The 18,294-nt window shown below is 68.8% G+C and carries 22 protein-coding genes and 1 pseudogene; 7 read left to right on the forward strand and 16 right to left on the reverse strand.

What is annotated here, in order from left to right; genetic code table 11:
* Window positions 1-57 precede the first annotated feature (57 nt).
* The 4 genes from DXZ73_RS15725 to DXZ73_RS15740 all read left to right on the forward strand — a co-directional run bounded on the left by DXZ73_RS15725 (window position 58) and on the right by DXZ73_RS15740 (window position 2,194).
* Complete coding sequence (locus tag DXZ73_RS15725; RefSeq protein ID WP_116211626.1) at window positions 58-417, forward strand: hypothetical protein; 360 nt, start codon at window positions 58-60, stop codon at window positions 415-417.
* 69 nt (window positions 418-486) lie between these two features.
* Complete coding sequence (locus DXZ73_RS15730) at window positions 487-1,383, forward strand: peptidoglycan recognition protein family protein (protein WP_116211627.1); 897 nt, start codon at window positions 487-489, stop codon at window positions 1,381-1,383.
* Window positions 1,384-1,393: 10 nt separating this feature from the next.
* Entirely contained in the window at window positions 1,394-1,612 is a 219-nt protein-coding gene (locus DXZ73_RS15735; protein WP_116211628.1) for a hypothetical protein, read from the forward strand.
* Window positions 1,613-1,810: 198 nt separating this feature from the next.
* Window positions 1,811-2,194: a hypothetical protein gene (locus DXZ73_RS15740; protein ID WP_162890206.1), complete on the forward strand. Its 384-nt coding sequence runs from the start codon at window positions 1,811-1,813 to the stop codon at window positions 2,192-2,194.
* A gap of 145 nt (window positions 2,195-2,339) precedes the next feature.
* Here the strand turns inward: DXZ73_RS15740 and DXZ73_RS15745 are convergent, their stop codons facing one another.
* Together DXZ73_RS15745 and DXZ73_RS15750 are read right to left on the reverse strand one after the other, a co-directional pair.
* Window positions 2,340-2,579, reverse strand: coding sequence for a hypothetical protein (locus tag DXZ73_RS15745; RefSeq protein WP_116211630.1), 240 nt, complete (start codon window positions 2,577-2,579; stop codon window positions 2,340-2,342).
* Window positions 2,580-2,692: 113 nt separating this feature from the next.
* Window positions 2,693-3,820 carry a hypothetical protein gene (locus DXZ73_RS15750; protein WP_116211631.1) on the reverse strand — a complete coding sequence of 376 codons (1,128 nt, stop codon included), beginning with the start codon at window positions 3,818-3,820 and terminating at the stop codon, window positions 2,693-2,695.
* Window positions 3,821-3,935: 115 nt separating this feature from the next.
* Between DXZ73_RS15750 and DXZ73_RS15755 the strand changes: the two genes are divergently transcribed.
* A complete protein-coding gene (locus DXZ73_RS15755) occupies window positions 3,936-4,157 on the forward strand; it encodes a hypothetical protein (protein ID WP_162890207.1) in 222 nt (73 codons plus the stop codon).
* A gap of 141 nt (window positions 4,158-4,298) precedes the next feature.
* Here the strand turns inward: DXZ73_RS15755 and DXZ73_RS15760 are convergent, their stop codons facing one another.
* The 5 genes and pseudogenes from DXZ73_RS15760 to DXZ73_RS15780 all read right to left on the reverse strand — a co-directional run bounded on the left by DXZ73_RS15760 (window position 4,299) and on the right by DXZ73_RS15780 (window position 8,122).
* Entirely contained in the window at window positions 4,299-4,832 is a 534-nt protein-coding gene (locus tag DXZ73_RS15760) for a hypothetical protein (RefSeq protein WP_116211633.1), read from the reverse strand.
* A gap of 169 nt (window positions 4,833-5,001) precedes the next feature.
* Window positions 5,002-5,754, reverse strand: coding sequence for an IS21-like element helper ATPase IstB (gene istB, locus DXZ73_RS15765; protein ID WP_116211634.1), 753 nt, complete (start codon window positions 5,752-5,754; stop codon window positions 5,002-5,004).
* Window positions 5,751-5,996, reverse strand: a complete 246-nt coding sequence (locus tag DXZ73_RS15770; RefSeq protein ID WP_116211635.1) for a hypothetical protein — start codon at window positions 5,994-5,996, stop codon at window positions 5,751-5,753. The genes istB and DXZ73_RS15770 overlap by 4 nt, the downstream gene beginning before the upstream one ends.
* Window positions 5,993-7,627: pseudogene (istA, locus tag DXZ73_RS15775) on the reverse strand (IS21 family transposase). The gene DXZ73_RS15770 and the pseudogene istA overlap by 4 nt, the downstream one beginning before the upstream one ends.
* Before the next feature lie 201 nt (window positions 7,628-7,828).
* On the reverse strand, window positions 7,829-8,122 hold the full coding sequence (locus DXZ73_RS15780; protein WP_162890208.1) for a hypothetical protein: 294 nt from the start codon (window positions 8,120-8,122) through the stop codon (window positions 7,829-7,831).
* A gap of 303 nt (window positions 8,123-8,425) precedes the next feature.
* On the opposite strand from DXZ73_RS15780, the gene DXZ73_RS15785 reads away from it, so the two are divergent.
* Window positions 8,426-8,764, forward strand: coding sequence for a hypothetical protein (locus DXZ73_RS15785; RefSeq protein WP_116211637.1), 339 nt, complete (start codon window positions 8,426-8,428; stop codon window positions 8,762-8,764).
* Window positions 8,765-8,775: 11 nt separating this feature from the next.
* On the opposite strand, the gene DXZ73_RS15790 is transcribed toward DXZ73_RS15785, so the two are convergent.
* From DXZ73_RS15790 to DXZ73_RS15820, 7 genes are all read right to left on the reverse strand, one after another.
* On the reverse strand, window positions 8,776-9,087 hold the full coding sequence (locus DXZ73_RS15790) for a hypothetical protein (RefSeq protein WP_116211638.1): 312 nt from the start codon (window positions 9,085-9,087) through the stop codon (window positions 8,776-8,778).
* A 33-nt stretch (window positions 9,088-9,120) separates the two neighbouring features.
* On the reverse strand, window positions 9,121-10,248 hold the full coding sequence (locus DXZ73_RS15795) for a 2'-5' RNA ligase family protein (protein ID WP_116211639.1): 1,128 nt from the start codon (window positions 10,246-10,248) through the stop codon (window positions 9,121-9,123).
* Between the two features lie 161 nt (window positions 10,249-10,409).
* Window positions 10,410-11,261, reverse strand: a complete 852-nt coding sequence (locus tag DXZ73_RS15800; protein ID WP_116211640.1) for a hypothetical protein — start codon at window positions 11,259-11,261, stop codon at window positions 10,410-10,412.
* A gap of 71 nt (window positions 11,262-11,332) precedes the next feature.
* Window positions 11,333-12,481 (reverse strand): methyltransferase domain-containing protein, encoded by a 1,149-nt coding sequence (locus DXZ73_RS15805; RefSeq protein ID WP_116211641.1) that lies wholly within the window; start codon window positions 12,479-12,481, stop codon window positions 11,333-11,335.
* Between the two features lie 203 nt (window positions 12,482-12,684).
* Window positions 12,685-13,593: a WbqC family protein gene (locus DXZ73_RS15810; protein WP_116211642.1), complete on the reverse strand. Its 909-nt coding sequence runs from the start codon at window positions 13,591-13,593 to the stop codon at window positions 12,685-12,687.
* Complete coding sequence (locus tag DXZ73_RS15815) at window positions 13,535-14,206, reverse strand: YdcF family protein (RefSeq protein WP_240351363.1); 672 nt, start codon at window positions 14,204-14,206, stop codon at window positions 13,535-13,537. The genes DXZ73_RS15810 and DXZ73_RS15815 overlap by 59 nt, the downstream gene beginning before the upstream one ends.
* On the reverse strand, window positions 14,203-15,318 hold the full coding sequence (locus tag DXZ73_RS15820) for a helix-turn-helix domain-containing protein (RefSeq protein WP_116211643.1): 1,116 nt from the start codon (window positions 15,316-15,318) through the stop codon (window positions 14,203-14,205). Before DXZ73_RS15820 ends, DXZ73_RS15815 begins: the two co-directional genes overlap by 4 nt.
* 195 nt (window positions 15,319-15,513) lie before the next feature.
* Between DXZ73_RS15820 and DXZ73_RS15825 the strand changes: the two genes are divergently transcribed.
* On the forward strand, window positions 15,514-15,948 hold the full coding sequence (locus DXZ73_RS15825) for a hypothetical protein (RefSeq protein ID WP_116211644.1): 435 nt from the start codon (window positions 15,514-15,516) through the stop codon (window positions 15,946-15,948).
* A gap of 119 nt (window positions 15,949-16,067) precedes the next feature.
* Here the strand turns inward: DXZ73_RS15825 and DXZ73_RS15830 are convergent, their stop codons facing one another.
* Together DXZ73_RS15830 and DXZ73_RS15835 are read right to left on the reverse strand one after the other, a co-directional pair.
* Window positions 16,068-16,613, reverse strand: coding sequence for a GNAT family N-acetyltransferase (locus tag DXZ73_RS15830; RefSeq protein WP_116211645.1), 546 nt, complete (start codon window positions 16,611-16,613; stop codon window positions 16,068-16,070).
* A 24-nt stretch (window positions 16,614-16,637) separates the two neighbouring features.
* A complete protein-coding gene (locus DXZ73_RS15835) occupies window positions 16,638-17,990 on the reverse strand; it encodes a hypothetical protein (protein WP_240351364.1) in 1,353 nt (450 codons plus the stop codon).
* Window positions 17,991-18,294: the final 304 nt, after the last annotated feature.

Raw genomic sequence — 18,294 nt, forward strand, 5'->3', positions numbered from 1 at the left:
CCCGCCGTCGGGTGTCCGTACGATCGTGTTCGGGCGCGGGGCTGCTGGAGGATTGCGGTGTCTGTGCCGCCGGGCGCCGAGCCCACGCTGTGGGAGCTGCACCGTGCCGTGTCGCAGCTGCGCGAGGACCTGCGCGGTGATCTGGCGCAGCTGGCGACCCGCTTGGACCAGGTGGTCACGGAGGACGTGTACCGGGCGGATCAGCGGGCGGTGGAGCAGCGGATCAGCCAGGTGGAGGCGGGGCTGGTGCATCTGCGTGGGGATCACGAGCAGATGGCGGAGCGGGCTGGTCAGCAGCGGCGCGAGGACCAGGAGCATGCGGCGGCGACCCGCAGGTTGGTGATCTCGTCGTTCGTGGCGCCGCTGCTGGTGATGGTGTTGCAGTTGTGGTTGGCGTCGAAGGGCACCGCTTCCTGAGCCTCCGGCCGGGGTGTGGGGTTGGGTGACGCAGACTGGTGGTGGGCGCGGGGAGTTTGGGAGCGCCAGGTGGCGACACCACTGAATCCGGACCGTCTCGTGGAGGCGCTGCGCGCGGAGGGTGTGCACGTTGTTGAGCGTTCCGGTTGGCGGACGCACAACAGGAACCACAAGGGCGCGTGGGGCCCTGTGAACGGTGTGATCGTGCATCACACGGTGACGAGCGGCACGAACGCGTCGATCAGCATCTGCGAGAACGGGTACTCGGAGCTTCCGGGTCCGCTGTGCCATGCCGTGATCGACAAGGACGGCACCGTCTACCTGATCGCGAACGGCCGCGCGAATCACGCGGGCCGGGGCGACGGTGATGTTCTGCGGGCGGTGATCGCGGAGAAGGCGCTGCCGGAGCCCAACGACGACGACACCGACGGCAATGTCCACTTCTACGGCTTCGAGTGCGTCAACCTCGGCGACGGCCACGACGCCTGGCCGGCGGCGCAGCTGGATGCGATCGAGCGGGCGTCGGCGGCGATCTGCCGGGCGCACGGCTGGGGTGCGGGCAGCGTCATCGGCCACAAGGAGTGGACGAGCAACAAGATCGACCCGGTCGGGTTCACGATGCGGGACATGCGAGCGCGGGTCGCGAAGCGGCTCGGCGGGAAGCCGTCCGGCCCCGTCGACCGTGACAAGCCGACTCCCGGGAAGCCGTACACGCCGCCGCCGTTCCCCGACGGTCTGGCCCCGAACAAGAGCACTCCTTCGGCGAAGCCGCTCCAGGAGGCGCTGAAGCGCACCGGGTGGCTCGACCCGTCGATTCCGCTGTCCGACAACTACGGCCCGGCCACGCAGGCGGCCGTCGCGGGTTTCAACCGCAAGCACAACCTGTTCACCACGGGCCAGCCCAATGACCCGGCCATCGGCCGACGGGGCTGGGACCTGCTCCACAAGCTCGCCTACGGAAGCTGAGAAGAAGATCATGGGATTCATTCAGGCGCACAGTGCCCGTCTGTACGCCATCGTCGCTGCGGCGGTGGCCCTGGTCGCCCACTACGTGGATGGTCTGCCGCAGGCCCTGATCCTGGGGCTGGCCGCCGCCGTCCTGGGTACGGGCGAGGTCGTCCAGCGCGTTGAGGACGCGAAGACGAAGGCCGCGGCGGTAGCCTCTCCGGCACTGCCGCCCGAAGCGGTCGAGTAAGCGACAGGCCCCCGCGACCCCCGAGTGTTCGCGGGGGCCTGTTCGTCACCGGCCGGCGGCCGTCTCCGTGCCGCACGTCACCCGCGCAGCGCACTGCGCGAACTGAAGTCCGTCCGTCGTACCGCCATCTTCGAAGAGCCCGAGCAGCCCTGTGCTGCTCGGGCTCTCGTGCGTTCCCGAGAACACGAGGAGAGAACCGTGAGCAGCACACCCCAGCATCAGGAGACCGGGCCCTGCAGAACGTCACCGAGTCGCTTAGTGGACCTGCTGACGCAGGTCCAGTCTCTGGCATTCAACGCGCAGCAGAACGCGCTGGCCCGCGCGCAACTTGCCTCACTCGATGCCTGGGAGCGGGCGACCAAGCTCGTTCAGGTCCTCGATCGTGTTCCTGACTCGCTACTGAAGCCGTTGAGCGCGGTTTCCGAAGCCCTTGACGGCTTGTTGGACTGTGCCCTCCCACTCACCTTGCTCATGGGGGCCAAGCGGGACCAGATGGTCGTTGCCCAGGCGCGGGCCGCGGACCAGCTCTACAGTGCGTATCGCACTGCCTGGGATGCGCTTCTCCTCGAGCGAGGGCGCTGACCTCGCGTCCGGGCCGTGCACCTGCCCGGCCCGGACCACCTTCCTCAGGGAGCAGACGAGATACGGCCGGAGGGGATAACAGCGCGATCTTGAGCTGGTGATTGGTGCCTTCGGTGGCAGTAGCCCAAGAGGACACGGTGACTGCTCAGAGCTCCGCCCCGTCTTCCCCGAGCTGCTTGTGGATCACCGCCGCGTGGTTGCGCAGAACCGTGGCCCACTCTTTCGGACGGCGAGCAACCGCGCTTCCACCGGTCATCAGGCTGAGCTGCTGTTCGCTCAGAGGGTGGTGCTGGTTGATCTCCGGGTCTACCAGGTCGGCGAGATCGGTCAGGATGCGCGCGATGTGGTTCGCGTCCCGAGCGGCGAGTTGTAGCGGGTCAGCCATACCAAGGCTCCTAACCGTCCAGCGGATTGGCGTGAGGTGCCGTCAGCCGGGGCCGTCGTCCCCGACGCGCCCGTCCCGGCTCTCTGCGGCTCAGTGTGTGTCTCGCGGAGATTTTAAGGGCGGGGCCTGCGCTGTTCGCCCGGTCGGGACCAGTGCGGGTCGAGTAGCCGCTGGAAGGCCTGTTGGGCGTCACGGGTGAAGTTGGACGGACTGTCGTAGCGCCAGGTCTTTCCGTCTTCGTCGACTTCTGAGTAGCGCGCGTTCCATGTGCGGCGGAGGTCCTGCCATGTGCAGTCGACGGGGCCAACGTTGTAGACGAGCGCGCCGGGCGGGTGTGCCTTGCGGGGCCGCCCGCGGCGTTTGGTGCCCCGTACGCTGGGGTGGTGGAGCAGGTGCGGACCGACGTGCTCGGCGAGCCGGTATGACCGGAGCGACTGCGCGCGACGCGGGGGCTCCGGCTGAATCGCGGCGCGGATCTGGCCGTACAGTTCGGCGACCTGCTGGGGCGGGAGGGCCGGGTCGACGGTAAGGGTGACCCGGGTGCCGGCGGCTCCGCTCACGCCGTGGCGGATCTGCGCGGAGGCGGTGTAGGCGAGCACCATGGGTTGGGTACCGGCGAGCACGAACAGAGAAGCCCAGGCCGGGTGCCACCGGTAGCGTTCGGCGAGCTTCTGGGAGAGCTCAGCGAGTTCACCGAGCGCACCGAGCCGGGGGACAGTCTGCCGGACAGGCTGCCCGTCCGACACGAAGTCCAGGTGGACTACTGGATCGCGGCCGCCGGGCTCTCCCTGCCGGATGAGCTCGACGATGTACTGGTCTGGGTCTCTGCCCTGCGCGTGGGCTTTCAGCCTCTCGGTCACCCACGCGGTCACCGCATCCTCGTCCAGCAGCGTGTACCCGGGGTGCGGGCCGCCCTTCACGTACGCCGTGAGTGCGGCTGGGTCGTCGGTGCGGATGAGGTGATGTTCGCGGAACCACTGCGCGTCCCGGCTGGCCCAGGCCGCATAGATCGTGGAGAGGGTGTCAATCCGCGCTCGGGTGAAGGCATCGCGCGGCGCACGCAGTTCGATGGCCTCGCCGTCGTCGCGGCGCACTGCGGTCTGCTGTCTCGCCTGGGCCTTCTTGTGAAGGTACTCGGCGGCTTCGCGCAGGGACGCCCTCCCGGAGATGATTTCGGCGTCCTCCACGTACTTGTCGTCGATGAGGTACCGCCACACCTCCTCCGGGACGGGGCGGCGCATGTGGCGTGCCAGCGCCTTTCGAAGCCGGGCCTCATTATTCACTCAGCGACCTCCGTAGCAGAGAAAGCACCTTACTCGCACAGGGCCCGCTGCGGGCGTGAAGCGAGGAGTGGTCGTGGTTCTTCTGATGGCACTGGGAGCCGCCGGGGCGGGCTGGTACGCAATCGTCCTGGTGCTTGTCGCGCTGGCCGCAGTCATCGTGGTGTGCTGCACCGTGGTGACACTTGTACTCGCCGTGACGCGACGAGACCGGCTGGACGCGATCCGGCAACTGGCCCCGGTGCTGCTGAGGATCGCCGACAAGATCACGTTCTGGTGTGGCCGGCGCCGGAAGTGAGGTCTCGGGCGGGCCGCGCGGTTCGCCGACGCGGCCTCTGGGCTTGGATACTGGCGCGGCGGAGTCCGCCACGGGCCCGCCTGCTTACCTTTTCGGCCGTATCCCGGCTGGTCCTCCCAGGGCTCATGGCCATGGGCACCCCTACTCGGGAGTGCTGCCTTGAGATAGCAGTTCCTGCAGACGCCGGAGATCGCGCGTCAAATAGCGAACACGCCACAACAAGTTGGCGAAGAAGACCCCTTGGACCGCCTCCGTGAGCTCCTGGACGACGCGGACCCTGTCATCATCAGGACTGTCGGATAGCCAGGCACCACGCGCGGCGACCACGTATGCGTTGAGGAGCTGGTGCAATCCGAGACGGTTGGGATAGCCGAGCACAAACGTCTCCGCGTTGTCGATCAAGTGCATGGTGGCATCGTCGATCTGCTTGCACCATCGTTCCCGCTCCGCTTCCAGGCGCCCCCGGACCGGCTCGCTGACCTCGTCCAGAACTGTCATGTTTCGCAGGCGCCCCGACGCCGCGAGGATGGTCAGGATCCTGTCGGAGAACTCATGCCGAGCAGCATGCGCAGCCTTGATCCGTGTGTTTCGGGCTTCCAGGCGCGGCGCCACCGTCAGCTGCAGAACCAAGAACGCCGCGACAGTGGTGCCTACCGTCGTAACCCAGCCTGCCACTCGTCAACCATCCAAAATGTGCCGTCGCTTGGGCGGACGCGTGCGGCCATCAGCCAATCCGCGCCGACACCGTAGTGCAATGCCACCTGGCAAGGGCGTGTGGGCGCTCACGCGATTGACCCGGGGGCGGCTCACGTAATTGACCCGGCCCCGGGTGTGGTGATCGGGTCTACTTCGGGTTCTTGGGGCGCTTGTTCGGCCTGTAGGAGGGGCCGTTCATGAAGACCTGATGGCTGGTGTTGATCAGTCTGTCCAGGAGTGACTCGGCGACGACCGGGTTCGGGAACAGCGGATACCAGTCTTGTGGTGCGCGGTTGGCGGTGATCGCGATCGAGCGGCCTTCGGCGACTCGCTGGGAGATCAGCTCGTAGAGGTCGTCGGCCTGGGTCGCGGTGAACTCGCGCATCGCGAAGTCGTCGAGGATCAGCAGGTCGGGCTTGATGTGCGCGGCGAGGCGTTTGTCGAAGGTGTGGTCGGCGTGGCCGCCGCCCAGGTCGGCCAGGATGCGGCTGGTCTTGTGGAAGCGGACCTCGGCTCCTGCGCGGATCGCGAGGTGTCCCATGGCCTGGGCGACGTGTGTCTTCCCGACGCCGACGGCTCCGTAGACAATGATCGACTCTCCGGCTTGCAGCCAGCGCAGTGCCGCGAGGTCGCGGATCTGTGCGGCCGGGAGTTTGGGGCTGGCGGAGAAGTCGAAGCCCTCAAGAGTGGTCTCGGCCTCGAAGCGGGCTCGGCGCAGGCGGCGGACCATGGCGACTTGTTCCCGGCGGGTGATCTCGTCGTCGCAGAGGATCTGCAGGAACTCCAGGTAGCCCAGGTTGCCGCCTTGGGCCTGGGCGAGGCGGGCATCGAGGGTTTCCAGCATCCCGGACAGTTTCAGGGCCCGGAGGCTGTCGGCCAGTGCGGGCCGCAGGATCGTCATCGTGTGGTCTCAGCCTTCTGGGGGTGTCCGGCGGGGTGGGTGAGCAGGTAGTGGAGGGTGTCGGCGTGCAGGCCGGCGGTGGCGAACAGCGCGTCGACGGCGCCGTCGAAACCGAAGTGCGCGTCCAGGGCGTCCGCGACGGACACGTCGTCGATGTCCAGGACGGTCTCGAGGGTCCGCAGCAGTTGGGCCAGCGCGATCGCGTCCTTGCGAGGCAGCACGACCGTGTCGGTGCCGGTCACGAGGCGGCGCCCGGCTCGCCGTCGGCAGCATCGGTATGACGAGCGGCGGGTGTCGCGCTCGTCGTGCCGGTCGTCGCCGCGGCGTTCGCGGGGAACGGGATGACGTCGGCGAACAGTTGCTCGGGGCCGTGCAAGAACGCCGGGGCGCCGGCGTCGCCGGTGGGCCGGTCGTGCCCGGTGTCCTCCAGCCCCGCGGCCAGGATGTTGCGGATGGTGCGATACGACGGGTCGCCGGCTGCGGCGGCCTTGCGACAGGCCGCTTCCAGCCGGGCGTCGGTGTGCTTGCCGGCCAGATTCAAGATCGCCTGGGCCTAACGCAGCCGGTGCAGGGCCGGGCCGTCCAGCAGTTCGGCGATGACCGCGGTGGTCGCGGGCCCGGTCTGCTCGGCTTGCCGGCGGCACCAGGCCGGGGTCTTGGCGTGGAAGGCGATCTTCTCCGGCGGGTAGTCCGCGATGTCCGTGGCCCGGCCCTTGTCCTGGCGGACGTGGGTCTTCACCAGCTCACCGTGGTGGAAGATCTGGACCATCGTCGCCGTGGCGCGGATGTCGACGTGACTCCCGATCAGCTTCCACGGAACGCTGTAGAGCACCTTGCCGCACTTCACGTGCACGTCCGGGGCGACCTTGGCCCGTGACCACTCCGCCAGGATGAACGGTGCGGCCGGCAGCGGGGTCAGCGTCCCGGCCTCGGCCTGGTCGAACACCTCGGCCGGAGTACGGCCGTCCAGACCGCGGTGCTTGCGCCGGCCCGCGACCTCGCGGCACCAGTGCAACGCCGACGCCTGCATCTCGACCAAAGACGTGAACTCCCGGCCTTTCCACCACGAATCACGTATGTAAGGCATTTGGCGCTCCACCCGGGGCTTGTCCTTGGGTTTCAAGGCGCGCGCCGGATCCACCAACGCGCCGTAGTGCACCGCGAGTTCGGCATAGGACCGGTTCAGCTTCGGGTCGTAGAGGTCGGGCTTGTCCACCCCGGTCTTCAGGTTGTCCGGCACCAGACGCGCCGGAGCGCCGCCGAAGAACGCGAACGCCTCGACGTGACTGGCCGTCCAGGACGCCTGGTCCATGCTGACCACGGGGCGGACGAACATGTGCCGGGAGTGCGACAGCACCATCACGAACGCCCAGATCCGCTGCGAGCGTCCGGTGCGCGGATCGGTCCAGGAACCCAGCAGCCCGTAGTCGATCTGCGCCTCCAGCCCCGGCTCCGGATCTGCCCGAAGCACCGTGACCTTCGCCCGCACCGCGTCCTCGGCCAGGTTCGCCGCGATGTACCGCTTGAGGGAGGCCACCGATCCGGGCACCCCGCGCTCATCGCGCAGCCGCTGATGGATCGTCGCCTTGGTCACCCCGGCCCGCAACTGCTCGGCGATGTACTCGCGGTGCTTGTCGAACTCCGGCCAGGTCACCTGCCGCAACCGGGTATCCGTCAGATGCGGGAACCACTCCTTGACCAACGCGGCCCACTCCGCCTCGGACACCGGCGGCCCGCCGGGCACGAACCCGGCCGCGATCGCCGGCTCCACGTACCGGCGGATCGTCCCGCGGGCCACACCCAGCGAACCCGCGACATCGTGCTGAGACCGCCCGGCATACCAGTGCACCAGGATCTCGGTTATATCGATCACGTAGAACGTCCTCCTCGCCATCCGCCATCTCCCGGCTGCCAGGGCCGCCGGGAAAGGATCTTGAACGAGAGAGAGGAACGATCTTCACAACTGCACCCGAACGCTCGCCATAACCTCGACGAACATCACGAGCGCGCTACTGGGTCACGACGAGCAGCAAGCGGGTCAATTACGTGAGCGGATCACACCCTGACGGGGCGATTACGTGAGCGCCGACAGGCGGCCGACCACGGTGCTGAACATATGTTCCAGGCGGTGAACCCGCACAGGTACCTCGCGATATGCCCGACCAGCGCGCCAGTTCTTGCCGAAGAGCACCTCAGAATCTACGAACTCGCGCGCTTCCGCCAAGACCGACGGGAAGGCCGCTCTACTGTTCGGCGCGGACACGGCCTTGGCCGCGCTGGCCCGCAGCGCCTTATCCGACGGCCCGACCGCCGCGAGGGTCACAGCGGGCGTGGCCGCCGGGTTCCTCACGGCGTCGATCGTGTTCATCGTGCTCGCCGTCCTGCCCCGGCTCAACGACGACGGCACGTCATTCCTGCACTGGGCCTCGGGAGGCCGTGCGCGAGGATGTCCGTTCGGATCAGGTCGGGGTCTTATCGCGTTTGGCCAAGGTCAAGTTCCGGCGCCTTCAGGCGGCCTGCGTCGCCACGGGCGTCGCCGGGGTGTGCATGCTCGTGGCGAATGTGCTCGCGTCCGTCGGCTGACCGGGGCTCGGACGGTCAACACGGCTGTGTGGCCGAAGCGTTGACCGGTACGGTCGGCGTGTTGTTCATCCCGTTGAAAGGATCGACTGTGCGCTACTACTTCGAGATCGACGAAACGGATCGCCCGGAGGCCCCGGAGTGGCAGTGCTGCGAGACGGCCGAGGAGGCAGAAGACGGTGACGACCTCTCCGTCACGGCGTACGGCCGCTCCGTGCTGAGGAACTGGATCGCTGACCATGACGACTCGGGGAGCGCCGATGTGGTCGACGGGTACGGGAACCCCAAGCTGCGGATTCGGGTGTACGTCGTGGACGACCGCTCCCCGGACCACCCCGAAGCCGGGCACCCTGCCGCCGTCGTCGGTTCCGATGACCTCGACGGCCCGACCTCTCAGATCGACGCCGTCGAGAAGGCCCGGGCCCTCTAGCTGTACGCCTCTCAGCGGTGCGCGAGCGCGTGCGTAAACGCGTCGTGCCGACGCGGCGCGTGGGGCCACAGCAGCCCCGGGCGCACGGCGGTCGCCTCCAGCTCGCGAAGCCGCTGCTCCGCTCCGGTCGGCAGGGGAAGGAGTCGGCGCTCCCGGGCCGTCGTCTCCCGGCGGCTCGCCCCCTCGCTCCCGGTCTCCCCCTCCTCGACGTCACCCCAAGTGGAGTCCGCGAGCGGCCGGATGGGCAGGCCGAGGAGCCCCAGCTTGCTCGACTCGGTCAGCGCAACGATCGTGTTCCGGGCGTTCGGTCCCTCGGTGCTCATGGCCCCCCAATTCATCGAAGGTTCGGTCGGCTCTCAGGGCTCGAAGCGTACGCGCTCACTGTTGGCCGACGACAGCAGCGAGCGGAGGCCCGTTTCGCCAGCGTGCCCGACGCGGTATGTGCTGGCGTCGGGGTTGTCCGGGTCGGGCTCCGGGTGGTCGTAGGAGAGCGCGCGCCAGCGCACCATGACCGGGTCGTCGGCGTCGTCCATCCGGTGCCCCAGGGTCTCCAGCCGCTGGGTCCACCGCTCGCCGAGCCGTGGCGTGCCGTGCAGGTAGTGACCTGCCAGTTCGTCGACGTCCTGTCGGGTGACGGCAGAGACGGCTGTGCCGCGTTCGCGCGCGAGCAGGTAGAAGGCGACGGCGAGGGCCCCGGCACCGTCCACGTACTGCGCGCCCGAGTAGTACGTGCTCCGTAGGCTGATCTCTTCGTGCCCGAGGGCGGGCGTGACGATGGCGCAGGCGCGTGCCCACGCGTCGCGCCACGGCTCGTTGCCCTCCCGGGCCGCTTGGCGGCGCAGTTCGTCCAGGCGCTCGCCGACCTGGAGCATCGGCGCTGCGCACACGGGCAGGGATGCCAGGTGGTCCCAGGTGTAGTAGCCGCGCCCCACGTCCTGGTGCAGGTACACCGCGTCGACGCGCTCGACGGTGGCCTCGACCCTGTCGGGCCGTATCGCGCGGACGGCCCGGTTGAACTCGGCGTCGTGAACCTCGGGCGACTTGTAGTAGGCGGCCGTGCTGTGAGGCCAGAAGCTCGTGGTCGACTCCCGCAGCCGGATGCCGTCGACCTTCGACAGGGCGGTGCGCACCACAGCGTTGAGGCGGGCGAGCTGCTCCTCCGGGTACATCGCGACCGTGACCGCGCCCGGTCCCGGCCACACTGGGCCCATCTGGAAGGTCATCGGCCCGGCGTTCTCCGCAAGTTCGTAGCGGACGGCTTCCACCGCCTGCTCGGCCTGCTCCCGGGTCAGGGTGTGGTGGATGCCCTGCACGGTCGAGTGCAGCCACTCGGCCGGCACGGCACCGAGCTGGTCGCCGTAGGAGGCGAACAGGTCACGGTAGGCGTCGATGTACGCCTGGTAGCCCGGATCGTCGAAGGTGATCAGGAAGTGCAGGTACGGGCCATCCGGCCAAGTCCTCTGCGGGGAAAAGAAGCTCTCCATGCCGCAACCCCCTCCGTCTTGCGCGCGACGCCCGCCTGGAGCGGGTGACTGCACGTTACCTGACCGATCAGAGGCCCCACAGGTGATCAAGCCATTGGCCTACCGCCCTCGCCGAGTCGGCAGGCTCTCAGCGGCGCCGTGCGCCTTGTACAGTCACGGCGTCAGCAGGCATTGAACTCGGCGACCAACCGAGCGGCTTCCCGCCGCGCGGGCTCCAGCCGTGGGTCCTGCGGGTGAGCGTGCGGCCCGACGACCTTCGCGCAGAAGAACAGCGCCATCAGCCGTCCCGTTCGGCTCTCCAGGTCGCGGCGGCGTTCCTTCCACACGCGCTCGGCCAAGGCCGGGACGGCGAGGGAGTTCCCCCACAGCGTCGCCGCGTCGAGCCCGCGGGGCGCCGTGCCCCAGTCTTCCCAGTCGATCAGGCAGAACTCCGGCCCCGTCACGTTCGCCCACGTCAGATCCGCGTGCGCCGTCGCCCACTCGTCCACGCTCGTGTCCGAAAGCTCGGGGAAGGTCTCCCGGAGGGTGGTGGTGACCAGGTGCTGGGTCGCGGTCTCCGTGTCCGGAGTGGCGATGCGCGGTGTCCGCTGGCCGGCGAGGGCGTCCAGGGAGGCGTTCAGAGCCGCCCACCACCCGTCCGGCAGCCCGGGGTCGACCACGAGCGCGGCCTTCCCGACAGGGGCAGCCGTGGCCAATTCGAACTCGTCGGCCCGCCACATCACTGGCTCGTCCTGCTCGCGCCAGGCGAAGCCTGCGAACCAGCGCGGCATAGCCACGCCGTGCAGGATTGCGGCGGCCTCCGGGCCGTTCCCCCCTTGGGCGCCGATCCGGTCGAACCCGCGCCGCTCGATCCGCACCCACGTGTCACGGTCCGTCCGGGCCCCGACAGACCGGCGTTTACGCACGATCGTCCGCCGGTCGAGGCGCACCTGCAACGACCGCTCAACCCGGTCCAGGACCTCGTCCACCGGCTCATTACGGAGATCGACGGCGCGCGGCACGGACAGCGTCATGAGCCGGACCGTAGCAACGACGCGCCCCTCTTCACGGCGAATTCAGCGGTCGTCACCTTCGGCAAGGACTTTCAGGGCTGAGCCCGGACGGCCGCGGGGATCGTGACGATGACGTTGTCCTCGCGGTCCAGCCACACGTGCTGTCCTTCGCGGGTCACCGTGAGCCCGGCACGGTCGCGCTCGGGACGCCCCAGGGCCTCCCACTTGCGGTAGCCGACCTCGACTTCGTCCCACAACTGGCGCGGGCCGTACTGCTCGACGGTGAAGGTGTCGTGCCCGGGGACGTAGTCCACCGACGCCCAGGACTTCCGGTCATCAGCAAGCACCCACAAGGTGGCTTCATCGCTGCCGTCGTCGGCCTCGGCCAGCAGAGACCACGCATCACGGAGGCCGAGGCCGATGAAGAACTTCGCTTCGTACTCGGCTTCCAGGTCCCTGGGCGAGAGGTCGGTCTTGCTGCGGCTGGCTTCGTCCTCGTGGTGGAGGAAGTCGCTCAGGTACCCGCGGGGAGGACGGTCGGTACGCGAGCGCATGAAGGCCGGGTAGCCGGAGAACTTGCCTTGGACGACGCCGTCCTGGGTGTCGAGGACGGCGAACGAGTACGAGTGGTAGCTGCCACCCCACGGTGCGACGATCCGGCCAGCCGGGGTCTGCGCGACCCAGGCGTAGGGGATCTGGGGGACGGTGAACGTCGCGAGCCACCGGTCGTACGGTGCGCCAGCGGGGTATCCCTTCTCGGCATCGCCGCACACAACATGCGGGCTGTACCCGGCCGATTCCAGGTTCTTGACGGCCTGATCAACAATCAGGGGGTCGACGTCGATGCCGAAAACGTTGTCGGAGCCGAGCCGGTGTGCCAGCCAGGCGAGGTTGTAGCCCGTGCCGGCTCCGGCGTCCATGGTGCGGTGGCCCTCGCGTACGTCCAGGAGCTGAAGCATCTCCAGCATGAGCGAGGGCATGGAGGACGATGACGTCGGCAGCCTGTACGCGTCGTCACCCAGGTCCTTGCCGTCGTTGACCTGGGTGACGAGCGGCAGGTCGCCGTAGACCACGGTCAGCCATCGCTCAGGTCGTTCGCCGCGTGTGAGAGGCCGGTCGTCGACCTCAATGGCGTCGGGGACGAAGAGCTTGCGGTCGACCGAGGCCACGGCGTCCTTCCACTCCGGGAGAATCGCGCCCTTGTTGGTCAGGATCTCCAGGAGTCGTTCCGGTGAGCTCACGTCGCCTCACTTCTTCTTTTTCGGAGGGTCGGTCACCGGCTTGTTCCACTGGCCGTCCTTCTCCTTGTTGGACTGGTTCTTGTCGCCTTCCTCACCGCCCTTGCCATCACCGTGCGTACCCATGCGCAGCGCCTCCTTGTGCAGGTCGGAGCAGTGATGGAAGTACGGTAGTGCCGGATCAGGCGTTTGCAGGAGGTGTTTGCTCACAACGGCCGGGGGGCGACATCACGCCCGGCCGGGCGGCAGTCGTCAGCGCATCGGCCCTGGTCAGGAAGCGCCGTCGCGCTCCCTGTGCTCACATCACGCCGTGTATTCAGCCAAGCCATGGTTTTCGGCCCGGGCTCTGCTGCGCTGGTGGTTTGCAGGGCGTTGGCAAGGTGTTGGGGGCCGATGCGCATCAGGGTCCAGATGCTGCTGATGTCGCGGGCGGTCTCCCACGCGTCGGCCTCGGAGAGGTTGAACGGGGTGACGGCGATGCCGGCGGCAGTGAATGGGGTCGCGTTGAGGTATTGCATGCCGCCGGGTCCGCACAGATACGTCCGGGCTCCGACGGCGGCGGCCAGGTCGGCGAGGCGTTGCGAGCGTTCCGGCCGGGCCGGGAGGCTGCTGCTGCGGAGGATGCGGCCCTGCCAGCCGAGGAGGTCCAGCAGGGCCCGGGTGGACGTTTCGGCGACCGGTGCGGTGCGGTCGCTGGTGGTGAAGGCGTCGAGGACGGGGGCCAGGGCCTGCTCGAAGGCGTGCCAGTAGGGGCTGGTCCCGAAGTGCTGCCGGAGTACGCGGGTGGTCCGCCGCTGGGACTGTGCGGGCTCGGCCATCACCGCGTCTCGGATCAGGGTCCGGCGGCCGAGGGGGAGATGGGTGGGGATGGACAGCCACCAGCGGTCGGCCGGGTTGTCCAGGGCGGCGAGGCGGGTTCGGTGCTGGTAGTCGCGGCGGGTGAACTGGACGTCGTCGAGGACGATCCAGCAGTCCGCCGCGAACAGCTTGGCCAGCGTGGTCAGCCGGGGGAAGAAGTTGGGCTGGTGGATGGCGCACAGCCCGCCCGGCGGCGGTTCAAGAGGTAAGCAGGCGGCTGTCGAAGCCGTCTTCGAGGAGGGATTGGTAGGCGGCATGTACGTCCTCCGGGACGTTCTGCTCGATGGCGAAGCCGAGCCTCGGGTACTCGATCACCCGCTGCAGGTCGCCGACGAGCTGGTCGACGACGAGCTTCTCGTCGCCGATCGTTTTCAGGTAGTCGTCGAACTCCAGTGGCGCCGAGGCACAGATCACCTCCACCTCGGGCCAGACCTTGCGGGCGGTGGCGAAGGCGCGGCGCTCCATGTAGGGCATGGAGACCAGCAGCACGGTCTTCACGGGGATCCCGGCGGCGGCCAGGACGTCGCGGGAGAAGGTGATGTTCTGGCCGGTGTTACGCGCGTTCGGTTCCAGCAGGACCGCTTCGTCGGGGACACCGAGGACGAGCGCGTGCTCGCGGAAGTGCACGGCCTCCCCGCGGGGGAAACGGCCCGGGTGAGTGGGGTTGGGGCCGCCGGAGAAGACGAGGGCCGGGAAGAGCCCGGCCCGGTACAGCTCGGCGCAGAAGACGGGGACGCCCAGGTCGTGGCTCCCGAGGCCGATCGCGGCGTCCGCCGGCCGGAGCTGGTGGCCCATCTGGTGGTAGTCCCAGATCAGCTTGGCCCGCTGGCGCTGGTCGTCGGTGATGCCCCGCTGGATGTCCGTCGTCACTGGCGTCTCTCTCCCTGGTCACCGCCGCCGGGGCTGATCACCCCTGCGGTCTTCCGGATGCTCTCGATGCTGGCCAGCTGGTGGCTCAAGCCGTATTGCGCGGCCAGCTTGGCGGCCTGATCGAGGGCCGTCAGGCCATCATCCCGGGTGGCGGGGTCGGACAGCAGGATGTGTCCATGGGCGGTGTCCAGGCGCACCCGCTGCATCGGAGAGTCGGTGCCTCCGGTGCTGCGCGCGATGCCGATGAAGTGCAGGGCCTTGTTCAGGTCGCCGGCGCCCCGGTGGGCGAGGGCGAGTTTCTGGTGGGCGACGGACCAGTCGTCGGGCTCGCCGAGGTCTTCGAAGTCGCGGGTCGCGGCGAGCATGACGCGGGCCGCATAGTCGTGTTCGCCTTCCTTGCTCAGCGCGGTCCCCACCCACAGGCGGGCACGTGCACGGTCGCGGCGGGCGAGCCGGTCGTCGACGGCCAGGTGTTCGTAGTGGCGGGCGGCGGTATCCAGACGGCCGGACATCTCCGCCACGACGGCCAGAGACAGGTCGAGCTGGGCGACGCGGCGGGGAATGTCGAGCTGGGTGAAGACCGAGCGGGCTCCGGCGTAGGCGAGCTGGGCCGAGAGTGGCCCGACGACCGCTCCCTGGTCGCGTTTGAGGTCACCGAGGAGGGCGGTAGAGCGGGCGAGGAGATACAGCCCCTTGTCGTCCAGCTCGGGTGGCCGGAAGCGGTTCAGCCACCGGCCCAGCAGGTTGTCGGCGAACGCGAAGTGCTGGCGGCTTAGGGCGACGACGACCCGGTCCAGGTCGTCGGTCCACGATTCGTACTCCCAGGCTCTGGGTCCTGCCGAAATGACGCGGCGGGTGGTCGCGGGCGGCCCGCCGGCCTCGGAGAGGAACGTCTCGAACCGCAGGTGCACCGCCGCGTCCGCGCGGGCCAGGGCGGTGTCCAAGATCGCCTGAGTGTCAGGACGGGGCTCCGTCGCGGCCAGGTGCTTCTCCCATTTGGAGACGGTCCTCACGGCGACACCGAGGTGCTCGGCGAACGCGCGCACGCTCATCCGCAGGGCAAGCCGCAGAGCCCGGGCCTCCAGGCCGGTCCAGTGGTGCACGGTCGCCACGCGTCGCTCCCTTCCGAGAGCTCATGCAAGCACGGCACACGCATGCGGGGGGACGGAAGTGCAACGCAAGTGCAACACCGCGTCATTTCGTCGCCGCCCGCCGGGGAGGACGCTTCAACACGCAGGTCACAGCCCCTCATTGCCCGGGGCGGACTTCCTGTTTCGTCCCCCGGATCGTTTGGACGGTCACCCTTCATGGAGCCCCTTACCGAGCACCGTCGTGTCAGTGGACCGGTCGTCTACGGCTTCCTGCGGCTGGTCAACGTCCCCGCTGCCCGCGGAGCGGCCTTGGAGCAGTCGCTGGCCGAGTACTGCCACCGGCACGAGCTGACCCTGTCCGGGCTGTTCACCGAACGCATCGCCGAGGTCGACTCGGCAGCTTTCACCGGGCTGATGGACGCGTTGGAAGTGCCCGGCACCTACGGAGTCGTGCTGCCCTCCGCCTCTCATCTCGGCCCCAAGGCCATAGCCGCAGCACGGAGTAATCGCATCGCGGCGAGCGGAGTCCGCCTGCTGCTGGCCCGTAAAGAGACCCCCGGCATGCCCTGCCGCAGGCGCCCCAGCTCGGGGGGCTCCCCGGGCCGTCAGCGCGGGCACGGACCCGCACCGGCACTGGAGTCCGAATCATGAGCCCCGGCATGCCCACGGTCGAACAGCGGCTCTCCCTCATGCGGGCAGGCACCCGATTGTCCTTCGCGGAGCGCGCGAGGTCTCCGTGGTGGATTCGTCTACAGAGCCTCGTGGCTGTCCTAGCCTGCCCATTCGTCGGCCAGGATGGCGTGGACGACGGAGTCGCGCCATTGACCGGCCTTGAGGACGTGTCCGCGGATGCGTCCCTCCTCGGTCATGCCCGTCTTCAGCATGGCGCGTGCCGAGGCGTCGTTCAGCGGCGAGCGTGCGCCCCAGACGCGGTGGAGGTCCAGGCCCTCGAATGCCAGGGCGAGCAGGAGCTGGATGGTCTCGGCACCGTAGCCGACGCCCCAGGCGTCCGGGCGCAGGGCGAATCCGATGGTGGCTGCTTGCTGTTGGTGGGGGTCGGTGGCCAGTCGGCCGTACCCGATCAGGTCGTTGCTGTCGCGTTCGACGACGGCGAGGCAGTATTCGGCGCGTGGTGCGGCTGTGGCCGAGGCGATCGAGCGGGCGACGATGTGCCCGACGTCCTGGCGGGAGCGCGGCGTGAAGGACAGGTGCTCGGTGGCCTCGGGGCTGCCGTAGATCGCGAAGACCGCGTCCACGTCGTCGATGGTGAGCTCGCGGAGCTCCAGGCGCTGGGTGCGTCGGCTGACCGGGTACATGCCATCGGACTCTACCGGCCCGGTTCAGCGCGGCAGGGCGGGTCGGCCGGGGCTGTATGCCTCGATCTCGGCGCGCAGGTCCCGGGCTGTTGCCGCGTCGCGTGCGGGGCCGCGGAGCAGGGCTGCGCCGACGCGGTCGGCGGAGACGATGATGCCGCGGTTGCGGTGTGCGGGTCCGAGGTCGAGGACGGGCCGGATGGCTTCGGCGGCTCCGTCGAGTTCGCCGCTGTACAGGCGGGTGAGGGCGAGGTTGCACTGGGCGCCGGCCAGGTCGCCGAAGGCCCAGTCGGGGGCTGCGGAGTTGCTGAACGCCTGGACGGCTTCCTGGGCGAGGGCTGCTATTCGGGTGTTGCCGTTGCCGAGCAGGACCTCGGACTCCACCGTGTAGTAGAGGTGTTTGCTCTCGGGGAAGGTGAGCAGTCCGCCGAGGCGGTCGAGGTCGTCGTACTGCACCTGTTCTCGGAGTTCCCGCGCGCGCCGGGTCGCGGATCGGGTGGCCTCTTCATCTCCCAGGAGGGCGGCGGCCCTAGCTTCCAGGCCGGCCAGCCACACGGCGGCCGTCCCCCGCAGGCCGGGGCATTCGGCCGTCCCCTGGCGTGCGTAGTGCAGGGCTTCGGTGCCCTTGCCGGACCAGTAGGTGATCAGGGACTTCAGGCCGAACGTCAGGGCGACCAGGCCGGGGTGTTCTGCCTGCTGGGCGCACACGCCTGCGGCGCGGGCCTGGATCATGGCGTTCTTCGGGTCGCCCATGTCGTGGCAGCCCTTGGCCATGTGGAACGCCAGGAGCGTTGCCAGCACGTGCAGTTCGCGGGTCTGCGATGGGCGTGCCCGGCCGCTTTCGATGAGGCGGAAGCAGTCGTCCTGGGCTTCCGCGATCTCGTCCCAGATCGTCGGCAAGGGCACCCGCGGGTACTGGATGACGATGTTCTCGACCCGGTCCCGGAGGAGTCCGAGGGTTTCCGGGCCGATGTTGCCTCGCTCCGCTCCCATGGCGAAGTCCCTCGCGCGCTTTGCGGCCATCTCTGCTGTCCTTCTCATCTCGTGCAGCACCGCACCGGTATCCGGGCGGCTGGTGGTGGGGGCCGTACCGAACCGGGGGTCCGGGGCGGGCAAGGGCCCGTCCGGGGCCGGGTTCCACAGCTGCTGGATGCTGTAGCCGAGCCAGTGGCTGATCACCCGGCGGGCGGCCGACTGCGGGAACCGGCCGTTGTAGAACCATGCCTCGAACGTGCTCAGCGCGGGCTCCAGGGCCTTCAGCCCCGGGTCCTGTTCCAGGTCGGCCAGGTCGCAGGCAGCCGCTTTGAAGCGCGGCAGGAACGCACGGTGGTCCGTGATTCCCTCCTGCTCTTCGAGCAGGCGCCTGAACAAGGTGCACATGACACCCCTTCATCCCGTATCCGGTGGCCTCGCCCCTTGGACGGTAGGGCGGCTCACCCCTCAACGTGCCCTGTCCATATGGGTTTTAGCGGCCCCGAGGGAGTTCCGAGGGAAATCCGAGGGTGGCCCCCGGAATTCCGGCAGAAGCCGAGGGAGGAACGGGGGTGGAGACAGCTGACCACCATCGCCAGGCTCGATACCCGCCCGTTGCGGGGGTTGTCCGTCCGGAAACGCGAGACCAGGGAGCTACCAGTGGCGTCGTCAGGCGTGTCACCCGGCGTGAGGCATTGCGAAAGCAGACAGA

This window comes from Streptoverticillium olivoreticuli subsp. olivoreticuli (assembly GCF_003391135.1).
GTDB lineage: Bacteria > Actinomycetota > Actinomycetes > Streptomycetales > Streptomycetaceae > Streptomyces > Streptomyces blastmyceticus.

Excerpts from the sequence above, each read along its gene's own strand:
- DXZ73_RS15735 (WP_116211628.1), top strand. The coding sequence starts at position 1,394 with ATGGGATTCATTCAGGCGCACAGTGCCCGTCTGTACGCCATCGTCGCT.
- DXZ73_RS15745 (WP_116211630.1), bottom strand. The coding sequence starts at position 2,579 with ATGGCTGACCCGCTACAACTCGCCGCTCGGGACGCGAACCACATCGCG.
- DXZ73_RS15750 (WP_116211631.1), bottom strand. The coding sequence starts at position 3,820 with ATGCGCCGCCCCGTCCCGGAGGAGGTGTGGCGGTACCTCATCGACGAC.
- istB (WP_116211634.1), bottom strand. The coding sequence starts at position 5,754 with ATGACGATCCTGCGGCCCGCACTGGCCGACAGCCTCCGGGCCCTGAAA.
- DXZ73_RS15780 (WP_162890208.1), bottom strand. The coding sequence starts at position 8,122 with ATGAACACGATCGACGCCGTGAGGAACCCGGCGGCCACGCCCGCTGTG.
- DXZ73_RS15790 (WP_116211638.1), bottom strand. The coding sequence starts at position 9,087 with ATGAGCACCGAGGGACCGAACGCCCGGAACACGATCGTTGCGCTGACC.
- DXZ73_RS15795 (WP_116211639.1), bottom strand. The coding sequence starts at position 10,248 with ATGGAGAGCTTCTTTTCCCCGCAGAGGACTTGGCCGGATGGCCCGTAC.
- DXZ73_RS15800 (WP_116211640.1), bottom strand. The coding sequence starts at position 11,261 with ATGACGCTGTCCGTGCCGCGCGCCGTCGATCTCCGTAATGAGCCGGTG.
- DXZ73_RS15810 (WP_116211642.1), bottom strand. The coding sequence starts at position 13,593 with ATGCCGCCTACCAATCCCTCCTCGAAGACGGCTTCGACAGCCGCCTGC.
- DXZ73_RS15825 (WP_116211644.1), top strand. The coding sequence starts at position 15,514 with ATGGAGCCCCTTACCGAGCACCGTCGTGTCAGTGGACCGGTCGTCTAC.
- DXZ73_RS15830 (WP_116211645.1), bottom strand. The coding sequence starts at position 16,613 with ATGTACCCGGTCAGCCGACGCACCCAGCGCCTGGAGCTCCGCGAGCTC.
- DXZ73_RS15835 (WP_240351364.1), bottom strand. The coding sequence starts at position 17,990 with ATGTGCACCTTGTTCAGGCGCCTGCTCGAAGAGCAGGAGGGAATCACG.